Here is a 22,755-nt window from a genome sequence, read left to right on the forward strand (position 1 = left end):
TATCGATCTATCTCCTAGTTTGTTTCGTAGTTAATTCAATTATGATCCACTAAGGTTTTTAGAAGTGCAATATGCCACCCTGAGATTTATCTTTGGCGATCAACTCAATGCAAGTCATAGCTGGTTTAAAAATAAATCACAACCAGACACACTGTACGTGATTGCCGAATTGAAACAAGAAACAGACTATGTAAAGCATCATTTGCAAAAAGTGACCGCTTTTTTTGCTGCAATGGAAAACTTTGCTACAGCACTCAAAAATGCCAACTTGAACTGCCTGCGTTTAACACTTGATAATACAGAAGATGATGCCACGCTACCTGAATTGCTCACCCGCTTAGCGAAGCAGTATCAATGCCAAAATATTGAGTATCAATATCCAGACGAATACCGCCTTAAAAAGCAACTTGCAGATTTTTCACAGCAGAGCGAATTTAATGTCAATGCAGTTGATTCGGAACACTTCTTGTTACCTTTTAACGATATTGACCAGCACTTTAAGCCAAATAAACCGGTAAAAATGGAGTTTTTTTATCGTGCTATGCGCAAACGTTTTAATATTTTAATGGACGATGATAACCAACCTCGTGGAGGCAAATGGAATTTTGATCAGCAAAATAGAAACAAGTTAAAACCAAGCGATCTTAAAGAAATTCCCGAACCTTTGTGCTTCGGTCACGATGTTAGCCACATCCTTAAACGGATAGAAAAGCACAAAATAAATACCTTTGGTGAGTGCAGCGATACCTTAATTTGGCCAACCACGCGCGCTGAAGCAAAGCAGTTACTTGATTTTTTTTGCGACCATTTACTGGTGCATTTTGGTCAGTTTCAAGATGCCATGACATGCCAGTCCCAGTACCAATGGTCTTTGTATCACAGCCGTTTATCGTTTGCTCTTAATACGAAAATGCTGCACCCGATGCAGGTCATCGAACAAGTGTTAACTAGCTTTGATAAGCAACCTATTGATATTGCTCAAGTTGAAGGTTTTATTCGGCAAATTCTCGGTTGGCGCGAGTATGTACGTGGTATTTATTGGCAAAATATGCCTGATTACGCCAGCAAAAATGCCTTAAATGCAAAGCGTGCCCTACCCGACTATTTTTGGCACGGCAAAACAAACATGAATTGTATGCACCATGCCATTACACAAAGCCTGCAAACGGCTTATGCACACCACATACAACGTTTGATGATCACGGGTAACTTTTGCTTATTAACCGCTATTAAGCCTAGTGAAGTAGATGAATGGTATTTAGGTATTTATATCGATGCCATAGAATGGGTAGAAATGCCCAACACTCGGGGAATGAGCCAATTTGCTGACGGGGGATTAATTGCCACTAAACCTTATGCTGCCAGTGGAAATTACATCAACAAAATGAGTGATTATTGCAAACACTGTAGCTACAACATTAAAGAAAAAACCACTGAGGATGCTTGCCCATTCAACAGCCTATATTGGCATTTTATGTTAGAACATGAACAGCAGCTATCACAAAACCCTCGTATCGGTATGATTTATAACAACTGGTATAAGCAAGATGAATCTGTTCAGCAAGCAACTCTTAAACGTGCTAATTGGTGCTTGGATAATTTAGAAAAACTGTAATGACAAAGTACCATATCGGGTAAACTTGTTAATTAAATGTTTAATTATTTTGTCACTCTAGTGTAATCACGCTCTTTTTTAATAGCGCTGCATATTAAATAACACTTTGAGGACACAATGAAAAAAACACTTATTAGCGCAGCGTTTTTAGTTGCATGCAGCAGTAACGTACATGCGTTTAGTCAAGAAACCCACAAACGTATCGTGATTGATGCCGTTAACTACATGCAACAACACCCAAGCACAACACAATACGCTGCGTTAGTCAGCTATGCTCAGCAAAATAATATGACTGTCGCTCAGCTTGGCGAGCTACTTGGGCAAGCAGCCTATGACGTCGATGATTTTGAGGACACGTTTTTTTGTGGTGCTATTACAGGTTCTTGCGTACAAGCACCAGTTTGGGGTGCTGCAGAAAGTATTGTGAAATACACCAGTTATTGGCACTTTCAAAATCACACGCAAGGTGCTGATCAACATGGCAACGACTTTGGCGGCTACAACTATCAAAAACTAACAGTATGGGGAGCTGTTGATAATCTTGCCGCAACGTGGCTCAAAGGTGATTACCTTGATGATGGTAAAGGTGGTGAAACAGGCTGGTTCAATGCTGACTCTTCAAAATATAATAGCTATGGCGTTACTGAAGCCCATTACCGTATAGATAGCCAATCAAGTTACAGCATGTATGATGACTTTGAGGAAATGCCATTCCAACCTATCGATAACTTAGGGCAATACTGGTATCAAAGTTACTTACAAAGCGGTAATCCACAGATTTTAGGTTTTGTATTTCACACCACCGATTTACTCCAACCTCATCATACTTGGACAACCTCCGATCTAAATCACTCAAGCTGGGAAAGTTGGGTGAATGATTATTACGACCAAGAAAATCTCAATGATCCAGCACTCGTATCACAAGCCATGGCGACCTTTGCTGCATTAGATACACAATCAACTGATGTACGCCCTTTGTTAACCCAAGGCGGTGCATTTTCTTATGCACAAGGTGGGATCGTGTTAAATTCAAAAGATCATTACGACCGACTCGATACTGCAAAACAAGTGGTTCCTCATGCGATTGCGATGGTGGTTCACCTACTTAATCATGCCATGGTTGCTCGATAATGCGTGGGCTTTACATTTTGACAGCACTGCTAGGTTTGCTTTTTAGCAACCTAGCAGTTGCTGCGTTTAATCAATACACAGAATCTGAAATTGATCTCATGTGGCAGGTCTACAAAGAACAAAGCCCTGATATTAGCAAACAGCAAACACGTGAACGCCTTTACGAAAATCAATTTTTACTTAAGTACGCACAGAAAAACATGCCTGAGCTTGTAGAGCGCCAAGCGAGTGTTGGCTTTTCAACTCATTACCATGTAATGCGCTACTTAGATAATCTGTTTATTCATCAGTTAAATCTCACCGGTAAACCAGCTACAACTGGGCTTGAACCATTTGATAAACACTGGCTGAAAACCGACTTAGGGCTATATCCGCTGGATGGTCAGTACAGTGATGCCCAAATCAAACAGTTCAATGATATTAAACTCGATTTGTTTGAAAACTCAATGACGCTGTACGAATTTATTGCACCTCTTTCTATGCAGACTCGCTTTCGTTTGCATCAAGGAGATAGCGAACTGTTCAAAACCGAAGTTTTAAAACATCGACAATTTCTTTTGCATTTAAAGCAAGCTGATGCGGTCATACAAACACAGCAAATTTCGCTACCCCATCTTTATTCTATAGCCAAGGGCGATATCCTAAGGCCTTCGATTCAAAGCTGGTTAGGGGTAAAAGGTATTATGCATGTAGAGAGCCCTGTGTTAACTCGCTTAGAGAACAAGGTTACTGACGCTGAAATCCAGCAATATTACCAACAACACAAAGAAAGATTTCATTATCTAAAATCGGTTAAGGCCCATGGCGGCGAATTTACCGATAGAGAAGCGGCTTTAGCATTTAAAAAGCAAGCTGAAACAAGCTCAATACAACACGCACTAAAGCAATTAAATCAGCCCGATATTTACGCTCAATATAATAACTACTTAACCCGAGAGCATAAACGAAATTGGGCAGTACAATTAGCATTCACTCAAAAGCCTCAACAGTTAAGTGAGGTAATACGCTCACCGAATGGTTTATGGGTGGTAGTAATGAGCTATGATCATGCGTTTGGCTACTTTGACGCAAATGACGAAACAGTACGCTATCAAGCCAAAAAGGCCATCGCGGTTGAAAAAGCCATAATTAACTACCAACAGAGTTGGTTGGCGTGGCAAAAAGCGCATGGGATTAAGTTATGAAATGGCTAGCTTTAGCACTTTGTGTGCTTTTTAGTGCTGCAGTTATTATGCATGTGCAATCAAAACATATTGCTTTAGTGCCTGCTGAAAAAGCACTGCTGCCCGTTGAGGTTGAGAAAAAAGATGTTCGTAATCAACAAGCAATGACCAGTATGCACGTAAAGCCAACTTTAATTGTCAGTGAAACAATCGATGAGGCCGTTACAAATGCGGCAATCACAACTCCCGATTACTTTCCACCCATTGCAAAACAACCCCAGCAGACGAAGCGGTTTACAGGTGATCTTAATGACCATAAAGCGTATGAGGCATACCATCAAACACAACAAACTGAATTAGAACTTCGCTTTATTGATGCCGCAGAAAGTAAAATTGCTACTCTCGAATCCCTTTTAGAACGTGGTAAGCAAGCGGGATTGTCAGAAGATAAGCTTAATGAAGCCGAAGATAAAATTGCGGCTTTAAAGACGATGCAAGCGGAATTAGTTGCTAAACATAACGAAAAAAGCCGCCTCAAATGAGGCGGCAAAACTAACTAGGGGAAACAATGCTATTGGTAATTACTTGTTTTCGAGTAATTTACCGTTACCGATTTCAATTTTACGTGGTTTTAAAGCTTCTGGAATTTCACGCTCTAAATCGATACTTAGTAAGCCGTTTTCAAGGTCTGCACCAAGTACTTTAACGTGGTCACCTAATTGGAACTTACGTTCAAAGTTACGCTCTGCAATGCCTTGGTGAATGAACTTACGTTCAGCATTATCATCTTGTTTATCAGCTTTAGTACCGCTGACTTTCAATGTGTTGTTTTCTGACTCGATGGTCAATTCACTGTCACTAAAACCTGCTACAGCCATAGTGATACGATATTTGTCTTTATCGAGTGCCTCGATGTTGTACGGAGGAAAACTTGGCTGCTTGTCTGTGCGAGCTGCCGCATCCATTAATGATGCTAAATGATCGAAACCGATGAATGAACGATAAAGTGGTGATAAGTCTACTGTACGCATAATTATATCCTCATATTTAAGCGATATTCTGTTAGTACTCTTCTATTGAACCAGTGCTAACAAAGTTAAATTAATACTATATATTTCAATTACTTTAGTTTGTTTGGGACCCATCAGGCGTCCTCACTGAACTATTTATGGGCGGGTAAAATCTTTTCAAGATTTTTAGCAAAAAAAATTGTAATTTTTTAAATTAAATGAAAGTTAAGTGCTCTCAAACTGGTCTGAATAGGTTGATTTTAAAGGGCTAACCACGTACAAAATAACAATGAAAAAAAATCCAACTTTTTTAAAAAAATTTATCCGTGTGCTAAAAAATGTCGTTTTAATGGCAGTCGTTGTGTATGCCGTGACCGCATTTCAGCAACGTAATTTACTCTCAACTGATAAAACCCCTGCCCCCTATTTTAATTTAGCCACGCTAAAAAACCCGACAGAGCGGATGACCATTGCACAATTACAAGGCAAGCAAACAGTGGTGTATTTCTTTGCGCCTTGGTGCTCAATTTGTCGTTACAGTATGCCAAATTTAGAAAAGGCTCATCAGCAAGGTAAGTTAAATGCCATAGCAATTGCCCTTGATTACCAAAACATTACTGAAGTAAAACAGTTTACTAATTCACTCGAATTAACAATGCCGGTGCTACTTGGCAGTAAAAGTACAGGTCAAGATTATAAAATCAGTGCCTACCCAACTTATTATGTTATTGATGAACAGTTGGCCATTACTGCGCATTCTATAGGTTACTCAACAGAACTAGGCCTTAGAATACGAACTCTAGATTAGCTCAATCGCTAATAATGAGAAAAAACAGAATAGTGCAATCGATTTTATGCGCTGTTTTTATTCATTTAATCCGTTAAGATGATAACCAGATAAACCATCGAGGAGAGCGATATGTTAACTGTAATTTTTGGCCGCGAAGGCTGCCCATACTGTGTTCGTGCAAAAGACGTTGCTGAAAAACTAGCAAATGAGCGTGACGATTTTAAATACCGTTATATCGACATCATTAAAGAAGGCATCAGCAAAGCAGATTTAGAACAGTCTGCAGGCAAACCTTGCCCAACCGTACCACAGATTTTTATTGACCAAGCCCACATTGGTGGCTTCACTGAATTCGAAGCGTACGCTAAAGAAAATTTAGGGTTATATCAATAAATTGTAAACGTGGTTGATTTTAGCAAATTTAAACTGATTAAATTATGACCAACATCAACCACATACAAATTAGTTGTAATTTATACAAGCAATTGCCTTGTATTTCCTATACAATGCGCGCCTCTTTAAATTCGTTGAGGCGTATTAATGTCAGAACCAGTCACGTTTGAATCTCTAAATCTTTCTCCTGCAATCCTTAAAGCAGTTGAAGAGTTGGGTTACAAGACTCCATCTGAAATCCAAGCTCAATGTATACCGTTATTGCTAGAAAGAAAGGACGTACTGGGACTAGCGCAAACGGGTACAGGTAAAACAGCAGCATTTGCACTGCCGTTACTAAATAATATTGACCCGTCTGTGAAGCAGCCACAGATCCTTGTTTTAACGCCTACGCGTGAACTTGCGATCCAAGTAGCTGAGGCATTCGAACAATATGCTAAGCATACTCGTGGTGTTGAAGTTTTAGCCCTTTATGGTGGCCAAAGCTATAGCATCCAACTAAGTGCACTTCGTCGTGGCGCGCAAATCATTGTTGCAACGCCAGGTCGCTTAATTGACCACATTAACCGTGGCACAATCAAGTTTGAGAGCTTACAAGCCCTTGTTCTTGATGAAGCAGACGAAATGTTACGCATGGGCTTCATTGATGATGTAGAAAGCATCATGGAGAAAACGCCACGTGAAAAGCAAACATGTCTTTTCTCTGCGACCATGCCTAAGCAAATTCAAAATATCAGCAGCAAGTACATGAATGAGCCTGAGCAAGTTCATATCTCTGCGCGTAACTCAACTGTATCAACGGTTGAGCAAGTATTTTGGAATGCACACGTACACAAAAACAAAGCTATCGTTCGCTTCTTAGAAGCAGAACAATACGATGGTGCAATTGTTTTCGTACGTACACGTAACGACACGGTACAGTTAGCTGAATTACTTGAGCGCGAAGGTTTCTCTGCGGCACCACTTAATGGTGACATGAACCAACAAGCACGTGAACGTACAGTAGATCGTTTGAAAAACGGCCTAGTTGATATCGTTATTGCAACAGACGTTGCTGCACGTGGTCTTGATGTAGACCGTTTAAGCTTAGTAATTAACTACGATATTCCACAAGATTCAGAAGCCTACGTTCACCGTATTGGCCGTACTGGTCGTGCGGGTCGTCAAGGTAAAGCGATTCTTTTCGTAAAACATAACGAGCGTTATTTACTTAAAAATATCATTCGTCATACGAAATCTGATATCGCACAAGTTGATTTACCAACAGCTAAAGTTGTTGAAGAAAAGCGTATTAAAGCGCTTCAAGACAAGCTTACAATTGCGCTTGAAAACAAAGACATCACTTTCTTTAATCAAGTTGCTGCTAACATGGCAGAGAAACTTGAATTAAGTGCTGAAGACTTAGCAGGTGCATTACTTTGTTTAGCGCAGCAACAATCACCAATCAAGGTTGAAGAAGTTAAAGTTCAACCACGTGGCGAACGCAACGAGCGTCGTCGCAATGACCGTGGTGATCGTGGCGACCGCCAAGGACGCGAGCGTAAACCTCGTGAGCCGCGTGAGCGCAACAGCCGTAACATGGGTCCTATGGATACTTACCGTATCGAAGTAGGTCGTGAGCACGGTGTACAAGTTAAAAATATCGTTGGTGCGATTGCTAACGAAGCTGATATCTCAAGCAAGTTCATTGGTGATATTCGCTTACATGACAATCACAGTACGGTACAGTTACCACAGAACATGCCAAAAGATGTGCTTGATCACTTCCAAAAGGTATTTATCTGTAAACGTCCGATGAACATGACGCTAACGCAAGACCAAGGTCCTGCGGCTCCTCGCTCTGAGCGCCCAAGTGGTGATCGTGGTGATAAGAAGCGTAACTTCAAAGACCGTGGTGAAAAACGTGGTGGCCCTCGTAAAGAGCGTCGTCCAGTGAGCTTCACTGCGAACTAATTGAAGCTTTAAGCAATAAAAAAACCTTGTCATGAGAGTGACAAGGTTTTTTTGTGTCTGTAGTAAAGCTGTCAGCCGTCAGCTATCAGACTTCAGTTTTTTAAAGCCTCACGCTGGATTGCTGAGGCTTTGTCCTTATGAGCCGATGGCTGGGTATGCGTAGCTTGATTGAAGACCTAGTGGAATGCCTAAGCCCCAGTACGCGAGTAAGAAGATACTCCAACCGATTAAGAAGGCGATTGAGTACGGTAACATCATCGCGATTAAGGTGCCGATACCGGTGCCTTTAACATACTTTTGGCAGTACACAACAACCAGTGGGAAGTATGGCATTAGTGGCGTGATGATATTCGAGCTTGAGTCACCTACACGGTACGCAGCTTGTGTTAAATCAGGTGAAATACCCAGTTGCATCAGCATGGGTACAAAGATTGGCCCTAATAGCGCCCATTTTGCCGAGCTTGAGCCAACAAATAGGTTCACGAACGCCGTTAAGAAGATAATACCGACCACCGTGACTGAACTTGGCAGAGCCATTGCTTTTAATAATTGCGCCCCTTCAATTGCAAGTAATGCACCTAGGTTTGATTTACTAAATGCAGCAATAAATAACGCACAGAAGAACGCCATAACAATATAGTAAGCCATACCGCTCATCGCTTTGCTCATTGCATCGATCATATCTTTAGAGCTTTTGAAGGTACCCACGGCAAAACCGTAGACAGCACCAGGGATCCAAAACAGTAAGAAGATAAGTGGCACAATTGATTGCATTAACGGTGAACGGAAATTAGTTAATGAGCCATCACTGCTTCGCATTGCAGAGTCGGCTGGCGCTGAGACAAACCAAAGTAGAGCAAGGCCTGCAATCATCACTGTGCTTGCAATATAGAACGCACGTTTTTCATCACTGCGTGCTTCATCAAAGGCAGGTAAGTCTTCAGTATCTCCATCAAGTGGCGTATTTTGTAAACGTGGCTCGATGATTTTATCTGTGATATACCAGCCTAATAAGATAATAAACAGGCTCGAAGCTGAGGTGAAAAACCAGTTGTTGAGCGGGTTAATCGCCATATCTGGGTCAATAATTTGCGCGGCACTTTGGGTAAAGCTTTGCAGTAACGGGTCAATACCTGATGGAATAAAGTTTGCGCTAAAGCCACCACTTACCCCAGCAAAGGCAGCTGCAATACCAGCTAGCGGGTGACGCCCCATCGCATAGAAGATAACCCCAGCAAGTGGGATAACTAGTACGTAACCGGCATCAGTTGCGGTATGGCTGACAATCGCCACTAAAATAATAGACGGTGTTAAAAGCTGCTTAGGCGTTACTTTTAACATTAATTTAAGGCCGGTATTGATAAAGCCAGAATGCTCAGCAACACCAACACCTAACATAGCAACCAGCACTACACCAAGCGGCGCAAAGCCAGTGAAGGTTTTCACCATTGAAGATAAGAAGGTGGCAAGGGAGTCCCCTGCTAATAGGTTATTTACAACGATGGCTTCGCCAGTGCGCGGATCGATTGCATCAAATGTAGTGCCCGAGAAAAGCCAAGATAAAAACCAAATAAGTAGCATTGCGACTAAGAATATAATCGCCGGATCAGGCAGCTTATTACCCACCCTTTCTATGGTATTTAGAAAACGTGCGATTGCACCACTTGGTGCCTGCACATCATTATTGTTATTCATTTTCAAATTCCCTGGAAAAATATCTCGTTAACCTTAACGTATCTAACTACTAAGGTAAATTTTAAGTTAATGGAATTACCTGATAAAGGTAAAGTGATTATGTAAAAAAAGCGACACAGGTCGCTTTACAGAATTTTATTTAATTAGATTAAGCTGCAAGAGCTTTAACTTCATCCCACAGGCGCACAACAAGCTCTTTATCTTCTTCGTTTAACTCACCGTTGCGATAAGCTTTAACTAGGCTAGATTCAACTTGATTATTTAACTCATCAATCGATAAGTTTAATTCTTCTACTTGTGCATAGCCTACTGCTAAGTCAAAGTGACCACGTAAATAGCCACCAGCAAATAGCTCGTCGTCAGTTGCTTTATCGACTAAATCATCAAAATATTGCTGCGCTGCATCAATATAACTTACTAAACTCATTGTTACTTCTCCTCTGGGTGCAGCCCATCTTGATGACCCACTGCATACATAATATGGTCATTGAAACCGGTGGTTACGCGAATATAACCACTTAATTCATCGTCTAACTCACTATCACCCGTATCGGCAATCAGTGGTCGGCCATTCAAGGCCTGTAATTTAGTTTTAGTGGCCACCACAATAATGTTGTCGCGGCCAATAGCACGAATAAGTGCAGGGCTTAATTGCTGATTACCTCGGCCAAAGATATGGCCTTGGCCACCAATTAAGGTGATCACCAATTTGGTTTCTTTACCTTCTGTGAGCTCAAGTAATTGCTGAGCAGTTAAATCCTGCGCAATAAGCTCTTGTTCTGCCACTAAGTCTACACCTAGCAAGGTATTTTCAAGACCCATTTCTTCCATAATTGCCGCGACTGTAGAACCACTGCCCATCACATATAAGCAGTCTTCATCCATTTCACTAACAACATAGGCAGCTATATCGGCAAGCACTAATTCATCGGTTTCTTTACCGCCATTTTTAACGGCCTGTACATAACGTACTTCACTAGGCACTTGCATTTCACCATAGCGCTTAGCTTTTACCGTGCCTTCGCGAAATGCTTCTTCGTCGATATCCATCACATCAGCATCACCAAGGCTTACAAGTTCACCTTTAACTAGCATCTCAACAACACGCCCTGCTGCTTTTGGGGTAATAGCATAAACCCCAGAATGAATTTTGCAGCCTGCAGGAATACCTAATACAGGAGTGCTATCGCCAACAGCATGGCAAATATTGCGGGCAGTACCATCGCCACCCGCAAATAAAATAAGGTCGACACCTTGCTCAACTAATAGCTTGGCAGCCTGCTCTGTGTCATCTGGGGTGGTGATATCGTTTGTGTGGTAAATAACGTGGCTTTGAAAGCCTAGTTGCTTTGCCGTTTGCTCGCCCATTTCACCGTTTACAGTGTAAATGATTAAGTCATCTTGATGGGCAAGCAGCACTTCAAGTGCCGCTCGGGTGCGTAGGTTTGCTTTTGGCTCAGCACCAAGTTGCATTGCTTTTGCTGCGGTATCTGCGCCATCACTGCCCTTTAGTGCGACACTGCCACCTAAGCCGGCAACCGGGTTTACAATTAAACCTAATTTAAACTGCATCAGATAAAGCTCCTGGGTTGCCATGAAAATCGCGCTGCCACGTAAACTGAGCAGCCGTTAGTGGCCATGGGGTTTTATAGAAATCACTCAATGCTTTAAGAAGTGCTGTTGTGCGCTGATTAAAGCCAGATGCTAAAAAGCTCAACACTTGCTGGTGAACGCGCGCTTGAAAATCGAATCGGCAGGTTTGCTCGCCATTTAAATTATCAACCGATACATTAAAATCGAAACCTGCTGCAGTACTGAGCGCCCATTCAATAGCTTGGGGCTTTACTTCAACTGCTTCAAATTCAGCTTGCTGGTGCTTATCACGACCATCTGGGCAATACCAATAGCCATAATCTTCTTTTAACCGACGTGCCTCTCCAGCCACTAGCCAATGGGCAATTTCGTGTAAGGCGCTGGCATAAAAACCGTGGGCAAACACAATTTGGTGATAAGGCGTTTGCTCATCAGCAGGCAGATAAATAGGTTCATCATCACCCTTTATCAAACGCGTGTTATGGCTTTGATAAAAGGTGCGTTCAAAAATAGCGATTAAGTCAGCAATCTGATGCATACGGCTTGAATTCATCTCGTTAAAAGCGTCACTAAAAACGAGGCGAATTGTACGGACTTTTCACTCCAAAGTAAAAGCAACCGCCCTCAGTTACAGGTATTTTGCGATATCAACATCATCGATTTGCTCTGGGTTTAAATAGCGTTTTGCATACTTTAGGTAAATACCAGAAGTTAAAAATAGCTCAAATACATCATGGTCAATGTGATCGTCAGCAACCATTTTCGCTAAAATATCAATGGCAACACTGAGCGGTTTGGCTTTTTTGTAAGGTCTATCTGCCGCGGTTAATGCTTCGAAGATATCAGCAAGTACTAACACACGTTCGGGTATTGATAACTGCTCAGCGGTTAATTTTCGCGGATAGCCTGTCCCTTTTAAAGTTTCGTGATGAGTAGAAGCATAGCGCGGAACTTTCGCTAGTTCTTTCGGGAATGGCACACTACCTAGCATACGAATTGTGCTGATCACATGCTCATTGATCTTAAATCGGTCTTCCGCTGTTAACGTGCCTCGTGCCACAGATAAGTTATACACTTCACCAAGGTTATATTTATACTCAGGAATTGCCATGTTAATGCCTAAACTTTCTGGGTACTCAACGGCTTTTTCGTGTGGAATTAAATCACTTGGCTTATCGCTCAGGAGTGACTCTTCAACAGGTAAATGCTGATTTTTCAAATCAGCCATACGCATTTCTTCAAGGGGCGATAAACCTAAACTTGCGTCAAAATGACGCTGCCACTTGATGCTAGCAACCTCATGTAAACGAGACAACTGCGCTTCATCCATAAACTCACCACCAACATTACAAGCGGCAATGAAGCTAAAGTCTGCGTGTAACTTCTCTGTTTGTTGCTCAAGCTTTTGTTTAAGCACAGATTGCTGCTCTGGATGCGCTAATAGTTGCTCATAGTAGGTAATTTTTGCATCACGTAGTAGCACTTCAAATCGGGTGCGTACCTCATGAATACGGTTATAAATGGTTTCGAGCTTAGTGCCTTTATCAACAATATGCTCTGGTGTAGTGATTTTACCGCAGTCATGTAGCCACGCTGCTAAGCGGAATTCTCGTCGCTCATCCGGGGTTTTAAAACTGAACTCAGAAAACGCCTCATCTGTTGAACCTGATGCTGCATCAGCAAGCCAAATACCCAACTCAGGCACCCGCTCACAATGCCCTGCCGTATATGGCGATTTATCATCAATGGCTTGCGCTATAAGCTCTACAAATGACTCCATCAACGCTTTTTGTGAGTTTTCATGTTGCTCAATCGAGCGACTCATATCAACCATCGAACTAGCTAAATAATGAATTTCTAAAATATGACTCGAAAGCGTTGAAACCTCATTGTAGTCACGCTGTTGAATTTTTTTATTCTCACCCACTAGTTTAAGTATTGGGTTAACGATTGAAGAGGCAAAAAACCAAGAGACGGGCAGAAGCAAGAGCAAACATAACCCTGTAACTAATATTGAGATCTGAATCTTTTCTTTAATAATTGCTAATACATCGTTTTTAGCCACAAGAACCGCAAAATAATCAATTTCATCAGATTGCATTTCACTACTGAGTGGCAGTTGCAATACAAACATATATTTCTCAACACCATCCTCATTCACACTTAGCATTTTGCCAAATTGATGTTGTTCATTAGCGAGTCCTATGGTTTGCTCATTTGTTTTGATTATCTTGGATAAGTCATCAAACGAGTGATGATGACCTTGTGTTTTACTTTTAGCGATTATTTCACCATCTCCACGATAAACGTACATTTCGGAAGAAACTAGAAACTGCATTTTTTGCTGTTGTTTAATTAAAAATGCACTCAAGCTAGAACTTGCAACATCAATAGCAAGCACTCCTCCCGTTTGTTCAGATTTTATTGTGTACGTATAACCAGGTATCTTTAGTAGATTAAAAATATACTGTTGAGTTTTGGTAACTGTGCCAACTTTTGCATCGTTAAACCATAACCGCTTTCGAGGGTCGTAATCTGGAGTTTGTTTGTATTTCCTATTTAATGATAGGTTTTCATCTAAATAATATGTAGTTTGATGACGAGACTCACCCTGCCCTAACACCTTAAAAATAAGCCATCTATCTTCAGCTCTAAGATCGTTAGGTTTTGGTAATTGAGCATGACCACGTAAATTCACAACTTCGATGAAGTCACCATTAGCATACCCTAACAATAATGAATGAAAGTCTGGGTGTTTGTTTAATACTTCTATTAGAATATTTCGCAAAGAATTATTTTCATCAAAGTTCCCTGAAAACAGTCTGTTATCGTGGATCATAACACTTAATGTATTATCTACCCGCTGATTAATTCGAGTGATGTGGTCAGCTATTTGTTGGCTGGTTGATTTGAATTGTTCGGTTTTGGTTTGAAGGACTAATTTTTCACTGAAATAATAGTGCAGACTGATCGCCACAATTCCAGTTAGCAAGCTCGCTAGTGCAAATATTAATAACACACTTACGCGTATTGAAATTTTAAATCTTCTTTCATTCTGTGAAAACAATGTGCGACTCCCTGCTAGCTCTAAATAATTATCCAGATATAAATAAATCTAATACATTTTGCTAAACTTACACATAAACCAAATAATCTAGACTCGTTAAATTTTTACTACTAACTGATTTCTACCACTACCTTTTGCTTCGTAGAGTGCAGCATCAGCTCTAGCTATCACTGATTTTTGCTGCTCCTCTCGCATTACTGTTAAACCAAAGCTAGCTCTAATTAATAATGAAAGCTCTCCAACTTCAAATGGTTCAGTATTAAGCTTGGTGATCATATTTTCGATTATTTTTGCAGCATCAGACACCGAACAAAGCGGTAAAACAATAACAAACTCTTCACCACCAAAACGATAAACATCATCGGAAGTGCGTAATGACTGAGTTAAGAAAGTAGAAAAAAGCTCAAGTATACCATCGCCAACTTCATGACCATGGTTATCATTGACCTGTTTAAAATAATCTATATCAGCCAAAATAACGCACACTTGCTTCATTTTTTGCTGCTGTTGCTTAGTTATCCGTTGATAGTCTTCATAACTATTATCAAAGGCTCTTCTATTCGGTAATTGAGTCAGTGCATCTTTAAATGCTTGGCTCTGCATTTCTTGCGCTAATTGACCTAGTTGCGTATTTCGAACAAAAAGTTCGCGGCGCATTAGGTGCTGATGGGCTGACATAATCATACCCGTTAAGTTCGCTGCAACATGTGCCAAAATAACCATATACGAGGTATGGCTATTAATTTCTTTTGTAAAAAAGATCACAGATAAAGCTATTAAGCTGTAAGCCCACCCGAAAAATGCCGACAATTTGAAAGGCAGTAACGCCGAAAAGTAAAACGTAATAAGAATAATGACGTCAAAAAACAGATGTAAAACATAGGCGCGGTCAAAAGTATAAGCCATTGATTGCATGCTGATTGATAAAAAAACCATAAACAAAGAAATTGCAAGCTTAAACTGCCTTAGAGTTTGAATGTAAGCAAGAACAACAGCACTAAAGATACAAACTGAGACAATGATGCTACGACCAGTCAAAGCAATATTTGGCCAAAAAAATGATTGGATGATCATTTTATCAAAAAAGGTTATAAAAATAGTGAGAAGCGCGATGGTGTAACACAAAAATTGGGCAATTTTTTTATCCTGTTTAAATTTGCTTTGCAAAAATATTTGCTCGACCTGCAATGAATTAAACTGGCAAGCAAAGCGCTTTATTGTCAGATCTTTGTTTAATAACTTTGCAGCAAATGCGCCCATAAATACGTGCCTAATGAAATGAGTAACAGAGGAATGTTCAAATAAAGAGCTATTCCCCTATTATAGAATGATAGTTCATTAATTAAACTAGTCATTTTGTATAGAAATACCTCATATTAGCCATTAAAAAGCAGGAATTGGTTACAAAGTATTAATAAAATACTCTTTATTTTTTTACCAAGCATTCTCGCCGGCCTCATCAGACTTGACTATATCGGTTTCTTTTAACGCTTCTCGAATCCAGGTTTGCATGACTGGACACGCAAATACATGCTGACAATAAGCTTGTGCAGCACGCGAAAGCGTAACCTGATACGTTTTAAAGCGCAGTACCACAGGTGCAAACATCGCATCAACAATAGAGAACTCACCAAATAACCATGCATTAGGATACCTTTGCTGTTGAGCCGAAAATATCTCATCGATACGGGCAAAATCTTTTTTAGCTTGTTCTGATAATTCAACATGCCTGTTAGCGCGGATATTCATTGGCATTTCATTACGAAGTGCAGCAAAACCAGAGTGCATCTCAGCCGCTAAACTGCGTGCTTTTGCTCTTTGGGCTATTTCACTAGGCCAAGCAGCACCATTTAGATAAGCATCATTGATGTATTCACAAATAGCGAGTGAATCCCACACGATTAACTCAGCATCAATAAGGGCCGGCACTTTTTGCACGGGAAACTTACTTTTTAATGCTTCATAAAACTCAGGCGTATCTAGAACTAATTGTTGTTCTGTAAAAGAAACATTGAATTTACTCAGTAAATACCACGCTCGTAATGACCAAGTTGAGTAGTTTTTATTGCCAATAAATAATTGCATTGTACTTCCTTTAACGTTTAGATTGGACTCACTATAAAACAGCAATTGGGCAATTACTCGCCAATTGTTTTTATGTTAACTATAAGAAATGCTGATACATTATGGATATTGATGCCCTTAGGACTTTTTGCGCCTTTGTTGATACAGGCAGTTTCACCCGCGCTGCAGCACAAATTTGCAGAACCCAATCTGCAGTAAGTATGCAAATGAAAAAGCTGGAACAAGACCTCGCAAGTCCGCTATTTGAAAAGCAAGGCCGTCAACTGGTGCTAACCCATCAAGGCCACCAGCTAGCAAGTTATGCAAAGCAATTGATAGCGCTTCATGATGAAGCCTTTAAGCAATTAAAAGCTGGCACTGGCAATTTACGTGTGCGCATTGGTTGTCCTGACGACTATGCCCACTCTTTACTACCAGAGCTTGTTGATGCTTTACATCAACAGTTTAATGCACTGGATTTACAAATAAGCTGCGCCCCAAGCACTGAGCTTAGAGCCAAACTAGACCAAGGTATGCTCGATTTGGTAATTGCCACTCGCTCGCCAGACAGCGAAGAAGGCTACTTATTGCAATCAAGCCAAGGTGTCTGGGTGAAAAGCCCTGCTTTTGAGATTAACGATTCAACCCCACTTCCAATCGCCTTGTTTCAACGAGACTGTAAGTTTCACCAAGCCAGTATTGAGGGTCTATTAAAAACTGAGCGTCGTTTTAATATTATTGCCTGTTGTGGCTCAGCGGGAGCGTTACATGGCTTGATTAAACAGGGACTGGCAATTAGCAGTATGGCGCGAATAAGCATGCAATCGGGTGTGGAAGAGGTGAGCGATAACTCCCTACCGACACTACCTGTCATTGATATCGTCCTACTATACGGTAATCATGCCCACAACCCTCTCAGTCATGAACAGCTTAAGCAGCTTGTTGAAATAATTAAGGCATAAAAAAGCGCGATGATAATCATCGCGCTCATTAACTGCGTTTACTTTATTTAAGACTGCGCTTAAATTGAACCTTTTATTGGTCCATGTTCGTGGCTTACATGTGGGTTTTGACCACGTTGGCGCAATAAGTGATCCATTAAGGTAATCGCCATCATCGCCTCAGCAATAGGAATTGCACGAATACCTACACATGGATCATGACGTCCTTTAGTGATCATCTCTACCGCTTCGTTGCTGGTATTAATGCTGTTACCCGGTATGGTAATGCTTGAAGTTGGCTTAAGTGCGATAGAGGCAATGATGTCTTGCCCTGTCGAGATACCTGCAAGTACACCTCCCGCGTGATTTGATGTAAACCCATCAGGAGTTAACTCATCACGGTGCTCAGAGCCTTTTTGCTCAACCACATCAAAGCCATCACCAATCTCAACGCCTTTTACCGCATTAATGCTCATTAATGAGTGTGCAAGCTCTGCATCTAGGCGATCAAATACTGGTTCACCGAGACCAACAGGCACATTTTTAGCAACCACTTTAACTTTAGCGCCTACCGAATCACCTTGTTTTTTTAGGTCGCGCATGTATTCATCAAGCGCGTCTAATTTACTCGGATCAGGGAAGAAAAATGCATTATTTTCTACTTTATCCCAGTTGTAATCTTCAGCTTTAATTGGCCCAAGCTGGCTCAAACAAGCACGCACTTCAATATCGTGAAATTGTTTTAGGTATTTTTTTGCAATTGCACCCGCCGCTACACGAATCGCCGTTTCACGGGCAGAAGAGCGACCACCACCTCGGTAATCACGAATACCGTATTTATGCCAATAGGTATAATCACCATGACCTGGGCGAAATACATCGGCAATTTTGCCGTAGTCTTTTGAACGTTGATCGGTGTTTTCAATCAGTAAACCAATGCTAGTACCTGTGGTTTTACCTTCGAATACACCTGAAAGAATTTTTACTTCGTCACTTTCGCGGCGCTGCGTTGTATAACGACTTTGCCCCGGCTTGCGACGGTCTAAATCTATTTGTAAATCGGCCTCGCTAATTTCAAGACCTGCGGGTGTGCCATCAACAACGCCGCCTAATGCAACGCCGTGGCTCTCACCAAAGGTGGACACTTTAAATAGTTGCCCGATGCTATTACCTGCCATTAATTTTCCTCATTCCTAATGACTACTGAGACCGAGCCCTCAGGCTCGGCTTTTAAAACCTGCTGTTAATCTGCGAAATAGTTAACAAGCTGTTGTTTGCTGATCACAAACACGCCAAGGCCACCTTGTTCAAATTCAACCCACTCAAATGGTGCGCCAGGGTACAGCTCTTCCATATGTACCATAGAGTTACCAACTTCGACAAATAACAAACCGTTATCGGTTAGATGCTCTGCAGCTTCCGCTAGGATGGTGCGAGTAACATCAAGACCATCATGACCCGATGCTAAACCAAGCTCTGGCTCGTGATGGAATTCACGCGGTAAATCAGCCATATCTTCAGCATCAACATACGGTGGGTTAGCTACGATCAGGTCATATTTTTGACCCGGAACACCGCTAAACACGTCTGACTGAATTGGCAGTACACGGTCATTTAGCATGTAATCGCTAATATTAATATCAGCAACTTCGAGCGCTTCATATGAAATATCAACCGCATCAACCTGTGCATCTTCAAATGCTTGCGCAAGTGCAATAGCAATACATGCAGAGCCAGTGCATAAATCAAGAATGCGCGTTACTGAGCTTGGCTCTTCTAACCAAGGTGCAAAGCGATTGTTAATTAGCTCAGCAAATGGCGAACGTGGAATTAACACGCGCTCATCAACATAAAACGGCATACCTGCAAACCACGCAGTGTTGGTCAGGTACGGTACTGGCGTACAATCATTAATACGTTCTGCAATAAGTTCAGCTAAGCGGTTTTTCTCGGTGCTGGTTAAACGCGCATGCATAAGCTCTTTTGGCGCATCGATTGGCAAGCTTAATGCTGGTAATAGTAAGCTAACTGCTTCATCCCACGCATTATCTGTGCCGTGCCCAAAGAAAATACCACTGCTGGCAAATTGACTGGTTGTCCAACGTAACCAATCATGCAACGTTGAAAGTTCTGCAATTGCCTCGTCTAAAATTGCGTCTTCTATCTGGAAATGGTTCATGTATGTTCCTTAACTTTCAAAGTCTGTTCTGACGCGTATTGTACCGTCTTTTCAGTTGGTTTTTACTCGATTTTTAGCGTTTTTTTGTTTAGACTGCCGCCATGAAAAAAGATCCCCACGCCAACAACCACATTAGCACTGACGATATTGACTTATTTCGTCAGAGTATCAGTGGTGCCAAAGCATTTAAACAAGACACTATTCGATTCACCAATAAGCCTAAAGTGTCACAAGCGAAGCAATTTTCCCAGCAAAAAAAGCAACATCAGGCAGAATTTTTCTTTTCTGATGAATATGTACCAGACATCGACACTCATGGCACCGTAAGCTATGTCAAACCAGGTCACGATAGCTTTTTAGCAAAGCAACTTCGCCGTGGAGATTACCCACCTGAGTTAACCCTTGATTTACATGGCTTAAATAAAGAATTAGCCAAAGATGAGTTGGCGGGTTTAATTCATGAGTGTAAAAAACAGCATTACTATTGCGCTTGTGTTGTGCATGGCATTGGTGAGCGCATACTTAAACACAAGGTACCGCAATATTTAGTTCAACACCCTGATGTGATTGCTATGCACCAAGCGCCTCTTGAATTTGGTGGTAAAGGTGCTGTACTTATTTTAATTAATCTTCCACAAAGTGATGAGTTCAGACGCTAACGTCTTCTTGTCATAAGGCCTAAAGTGCATATTTTTTCGATTATCTTTCCACTGATTTTTATCGTGTTAAGTGGTTACATCAGCTCGCGAAGCACGTTTTTATCGAAAGAGCATATTGCAGGGTTAAGTAAGTTTACTTTTTACATTAGCGTGCCTGCTTTTCTATTTTTAAATATGGCCCAAGCCGATTTACAAAATAGTGTATCTATTGCAGGCTTTTTGAGTTTTTACATCCCGGTATTGGCCATTTACGCCCTCGGCTATGTTATTGACCGCTACCTCATTAGCAAGCAATCTGCGCCGTCACGTCATGCTGTATTTGCCCTTGGCAGTAGTTACTCAAATACGGTACTGGTAGGTTTGCCTATTATTATTGCAGCACTTGGGCAACAGATGGTCGGTATTGTATTTATGATCATCACTTTTCATAGCGCACTTTTGTTTACCCTCACCTTTTTGCTCAGCGCTAAATCGCAGCAAACATTCTCTTGGCGAGCATTTGCTAAAAACATGCTGCTCAATCCAGTCGTGTTAAGCATCAGTAGCGGCTTGGCTGTTAACCTACTTGGCTTTACACTTTTTGATGATTTTGCAAATGGCCTGAGTCTACTTGCGAAACCTGCCATTGCCTGTGCGTTATTTGTATTAGGGGCAAACCTTGCATTTTATAAAGTGGCCGACAACTTACAAGCATCACTCATTGCAACCATCATCAAGCTTTTAGTGTTACCGTGCGGGGTCTACTTTTTTGCAGGCAGCGTATTCAACCTAGAGCAATCATTACTGAACGTGTTAGTACTTTTAAGCGCCTCTCCTTTAGGGGTCAACGCTTATCTAATCGCCAATCAAATTAAGCAACACCAAGCGACACTGGCAAGTAGCGTCGTGCTTTCAACAGTATTGAGTGTAGTGAGCTTTAGTGCTTGGTTAAACGTATTACTCTAGCTAGAAGTCATTACTAAAAATATTGAAAAAGCAGTATTTAATATATTCGCTATAATGAACTTGACTTATAATTGCACAACATCGTCTTTTAACTAATCACAAATTTATAAGCACCACTTTAGAAAGGCTTTCAGTGAAAACGATTTTACGGCATCAACGAAACTTATATAGCATTTTAATTTGCATCATTTTCGTCATTGGTTACGCATCTTATCTCACTATAAGTAATATAGTGGCTGAACAAAGTCGCTTACAACAACAGTCTATTGCCCCTGTTTTTTCATTGGTTGTCGAAGAACTCTACAAGCCTGTTCATACTGCTCAAGCCTTAGCGAGCACAGGAAGCTTAAGTAACTTACTTACTGATAGTGAACTAGACCAAGCCGCCATTCTAAACCACTTAGAACAGCTTCAGGAAAATTTAAATATGCTCGTTTTTGTAGCAAGTGAGCAACAACAAATGCAATTTAATTCTGATGGCACAACGATTGATTTACAAAAAGAGAATATTGAGTGGTATCCAAAAGTAAAAGCAATGCAAGGCGATACCGTTGCTATCTTAGGAAACCGCGAGAACGTACATTTATACGTAGATATCAAAGTTTATTCTGAGCAAGGCAACTTTTTAGGCTTTATAGGTGTAGGTAAAAGTCTTCAGTCATTTTGGGAAGCTTTTCAACAATATAAAGCTACACATGGCTACGACTTACTTTTTGTCAATAACGTTGACGAGGTGGTGCTTTCTTCTCATCGAGACTTTCAAGCACAGTTTACTGATATTGTTAACTTAAATGAACTTAGTTGGTTCAAAAATGCGGCACAAGAGCTGGCCAACATGGAGAATTTGAGCAGTATCATTATCCAAATAGAACAGGATGATCATGTTGTTACGCAATTCAACTTGCCCCAGCTAGATTGGCGAGTTTTTTTAATATCGCCTATGGCTAAAAGGCAAGCAGAAATTAACTATGCATTTTTCAGTCACAGCGCTCAATTGGCTGCAATTTTGTTTTTCTTATTATTGTTTATTTATGCTGCATTTGCTTATCAACGTAAAAGTATTGAGGCAAGAATAAACATAGATCCACTCACAAAACTAGCGAATAGAGACAAAATAAACCACTGGTTTGAAGAACATACCGAAAAAGAGAATAGCCTCGCTTTAATCATGGTTGATATTGATCATTTTAAGAACATTAATGATCTGTATGGTCATAATACCGGAGATAAGGTTATTAAAGAGGTAGCAAAAATACTCAGAAGCAACTTAGGAGAGCAAGATGTTGCTAGCCGTTGGGGAGGTGAAGAATTTATTATTTTTATGCCTAACACAAGTCTATCGGTTGCGAGCCAGTTAGCTGAAAAAATTAGAAAAGACATTGAGTTAAATTTATTTACCGTAAATAGTCAATCATTAAAGGTGACGGCAAGTTTCGGAGTTACTCAAGCACAAAGAGCTGAAAAACTTGAGAGCATTGTAGCTGATGCTGATAGAGCGTTGTATGAAGCAAAGCAGCAAGGCCGCAATCGTGTGTGTAAAGCTTTTTAACTTAACGA

At 40.9% G+C, this 22,755-nt stretch carries 20 protein-coding genes and 1 pseudogene; 11 read left to right on the forward strand and 10 right to left on the reverse strand.

Features of this window, described 5'->3' with window-relative positions:
* Positions 1-64 precede the first annotated feature (64 nt).
* From AOG27_RS11605 to AOG27_RS11620, 4 genes are all read left to right on the forward strand, one after another.
* Positions 65-1,615, forward strand: a complete 1,551-nt coding sequence (locus AOG27_RS11605; RefSeq protein ID WP_054553180.1) for a cryptochrome/photolyase family protein — start codon at positions 65-67, stop codon at positions 1,613-1,615.
* Between the two features lie 117 nt (positions 1,616-1,732).
* The gene (locus AOG27_RS11610) at positions 1,733-2,746 is read left to right on the forward strand and encodes a hypothetical protein (protein ID WP_054553181.1); all 1,014 of its coding nucleotides are present in this window, start codon (positions 1,733-1,735) and stop codon (positions 2,744-2,746) included.
* Positions 2,746-3,930: a peptidyl-prolyl cis-trans isomerase gene (locus AOG27_RS11615; RefSeq protein ID WP_235523694.1), complete on the forward strand. Its 1,185-nt coding sequence runs from the start codon at positions 2,746-2,748 to the stop codon at positions 3,928-3,930. Before AOG27_RS11610 ends, AOG27_RS11615 begins: the two co-directional genes overlap by 1 nt.
* Positions 3,927-4,451: a hypothetical protein gene (locus AOG27_RS11620; protein ID WP_054553182.1), complete on the forward strand. Its 525-nt coding sequence runs from the start codon at positions 3,927-3,929 to the stop codon at positions 4,449-4,451. Before AOG27_RS11615 ends, AOG27_RS11620 begins: the two co-directional genes overlap by 4 nt.
* A gap of 39 nt (positions 4,452-4,490) precedes the next feature.
* Here AOG27_RS11620 and AOG27_RS11625 read toward each other — a convergent pair whose 3' ends face one another.
* A complete protein-coding gene (locus AOG27_RS11625) occupies positions 4,491-4,940 on the reverse strand; it encodes an Hsp20 family protein (protein WP_054553183.1) in 450 nt (149 codons plus the stop codon).
* A gap of 328 nt (positions 4,941-5,268) precedes the next feature.
* Here AOG27_RS11625 and AOG27_RS11630 point away from each other — a divergent pair, with 328 nt between their 5' ends.
* The 3 genes from AOG27_RS11630 (at position 5,269) to AOG27_RS11640 (ending at position 8,055) form a co-directional block, all read left to right on the forward strand.
* A complete protein-coding gene (locus AOG27_RS11630; RefSeq protein WP_235523695.1) occupies positions 5,269-5,727 on the forward strand; it encodes a TlpA family protein disulfide reductase in 459 nt (152 codons plus the stop codon).
* A 111-nt stretch (positions 5,728-5,838) separates the two neighbouring features.
* Positions 5,839-6,102 carry a GrxA family glutaredoxin gene (locus AOG27_RS11635; protein WP_054553185.1) on the forward strand — a complete coding sequence of 88 codons (264 nt, stop codon included), beginning with the start codon at positions 5,839-5,841 and terminating at the stop codon, positions 6,100-6,102.
* A 147-nt stretch (positions 6,103-6,249) separates the two neighbouring features.
* Positions 6,250-8,055: a DEAD/DEAH box helicase gene (locus AOG27_RS11640; protein WP_054553186.1), complete on the forward strand. Its 1,806-nt coding sequence runs from the start codon at positions 6,250-6,252 to the stop codon at positions 8,053-8,055.
* A 135-nt stretch (positions 8,056-8,190) separates the two neighbouring features.
* Here AOG27_RS11640 and AOG27_RS11645 read toward each other — a convergent pair whose 3' ends face one another.
* The 7 genes and pseudogenes from AOG27_RS11645 to AOG27_RS11675 form a co-directional block, all read right to left on the reverse strand.
* Entirely contained in the window at positions 8,191-9,750 is a 1,560-nt protein-coding gene (locus tag AOG27_RS11645; RefSeq protein WP_054553187.1) for an AbgT family transporter, read from the reverse strand.
* Positions 9,751-9,898: 148 nt separating this feature from the next.
* Positions 9,899-10,177: a YfcL family protein gene (locus AOG27_RS11650; RefSeq protein WP_054553188.1), complete on the reverse strand. Its 279-nt coding sequence runs from the start codon at positions 10,175-10,177 to the stop codon at positions 9,899-9,901.
* Between the two features lie 2 nt (positions 10,178-10,179).
* On the reverse strand, positions 10,180-11,322 hold the full coding sequence (locus tag AOG27_RS11655) for an ATP-NAD kinase family protein (RefSeq protein ID WP_054553189.1): 1,143 nt from the start codon (positions 11,320-11,322) through the stop codon (positions 10,180-10,182).
* Complete coding sequence (locus AOG27_RS11660) at positions 11,312-11,881, reverse strand: elongation factor P hydroxylase (protein WP_054553190.1); 570 nt, start codon at positions 11,879-11,881, stop codon at positions 11,312-11,314. The genes AOG27_RS11655 and AOG27_RS11660 overlap by 11 nt, the downstream gene beginning before the upstream one ends.
* 90 nt (positions 11,882-11,971) lie before the next feature.
* Positions 11,972-13,579, reverse strand: a pseudogene (locus tag AOG27_RS11665) (HD-GYP domain-containing protein); the annotation flags it as partial.
* A gap of 927 nt (positions 13,580-14,506) precedes the next feature.
* Positions 14,507-15,670, reverse strand: coding sequence for a GGDEF domain-containing protein (locus AOG27_RS11670; RefSeq protein WP_054553192.1), 1,164 nt, complete (start codon positions 15,668-15,670; stop codon positions 14,507-14,509).
* Between the two features lie 174 nt (positions 15,671-15,844).
* The gene (locus tag AOG27_RS11675) at positions 15,845-16,495 is read right to left on the reverse strand and encodes a glutathione S-transferase family protein (protein WP_054553193.1); all 651 of its coding nucleotides are present in this window, start codon (positions 16,493-16,495) and stop codon (positions 15,845-15,847) included.
* 101 nt (positions 16,496-16,596) lie between these two features.
* Here AOG27_RS11675 and AOG27_RS11680 point away from each other — a divergent pair, with 101 nt between their 5' ends.
* Entirely contained in the window at positions 16,597-17,436 is an 840-nt protein-coding gene (locus tag AOG27_RS11680; RefSeq protein WP_054553194.1) for a LysR family transcriptional regulator, read from the forward strand.
* Positions 17,437-17,495: 59 nt separating this feature from the next.
* On the opposite strand, the gene aroC is transcribed toward AOG27_RS11680, so the two are convergent.
* Complete coding sequence (aroC, locus tag AOG27_RS11685; RefSeq protein ID WP_054553195.1) at positions 17,496-18,593, reverse strand: chorismate synthase; 1,098 nt, start codon at positions 18,591-18,593, stop codon at positions 17,496-17,498.
* Positions 18,594-18,658: 65 nt separating this feature from the next.
* On the reverse strand, positions 18,659-19,594 hold the full coding sequence (gene prmB / locus AOG27_RS11690) for a 50S ribosomal protein L3 N(5)-glutamine methyltransferase (RefSeq protein ID WP_054553196.1): 936 nt from the start codon (positions 19,592-19,594) through the stop codon (positions 18,659-18,661).
* 101 nt (positions 19,595-19,695) lie between these two features.
* On the opposite strand from prmB, the gene smrB reads away from it, so the two are divergent.
* The 3 genes from smrB (at position 19,696) to AOG27_RS11705 (ending at position 22,747) form a co-directional block, all read left to right on the forward strand.
* Positions 19,696-20,253 (forward strand): endonuclease SmrB, encoded by a 558-nt coding sequence (gene smrB / locus AOG27_RS11695; protein ID WP_054553197.1) that lies wholly within the window; start codon positions 19,696-19,698, stop codon positions 20,251-20,253.
* Between the two features lie 24 nt (positions 20,254-20,277).
* Positions 20,278-21,198, forward strand: coding sequence for an AEC family transporter (locus tag AOG27_RS11700; protein WP_054553198.1), 921 nt, complete (start codon positions 20,278-20,280; stop codon positions 21,196-21,198).
* 232 nt (positions 21,199-21,430) lie between these two features.
* Complete coding sequence (locus tag AOG27_RS11705; RefSeq protein WP_082389260.1) at positions 21,431-22,747, forward strand: sensor domain-containing diguanylate cyclase; 1,317 nt, start codon at positions 21,431-21,433, stop codon at positions 22,745-22,747.
* Positions 22,748-22,755 lie beyond the last annotated feature (8 nt).

Source organism: Pseudoalteromonas lipolytica, assembly GCF_001306915.1.
In the GTDB taxonomy this organism is placed as follows: Bacteria; Pseudomonadota; Gammaproteobacteria; order Enterobacterales; family Alteromonadaceae; genus Pseudoalteromonas; species Pseudoalteromonas simplex.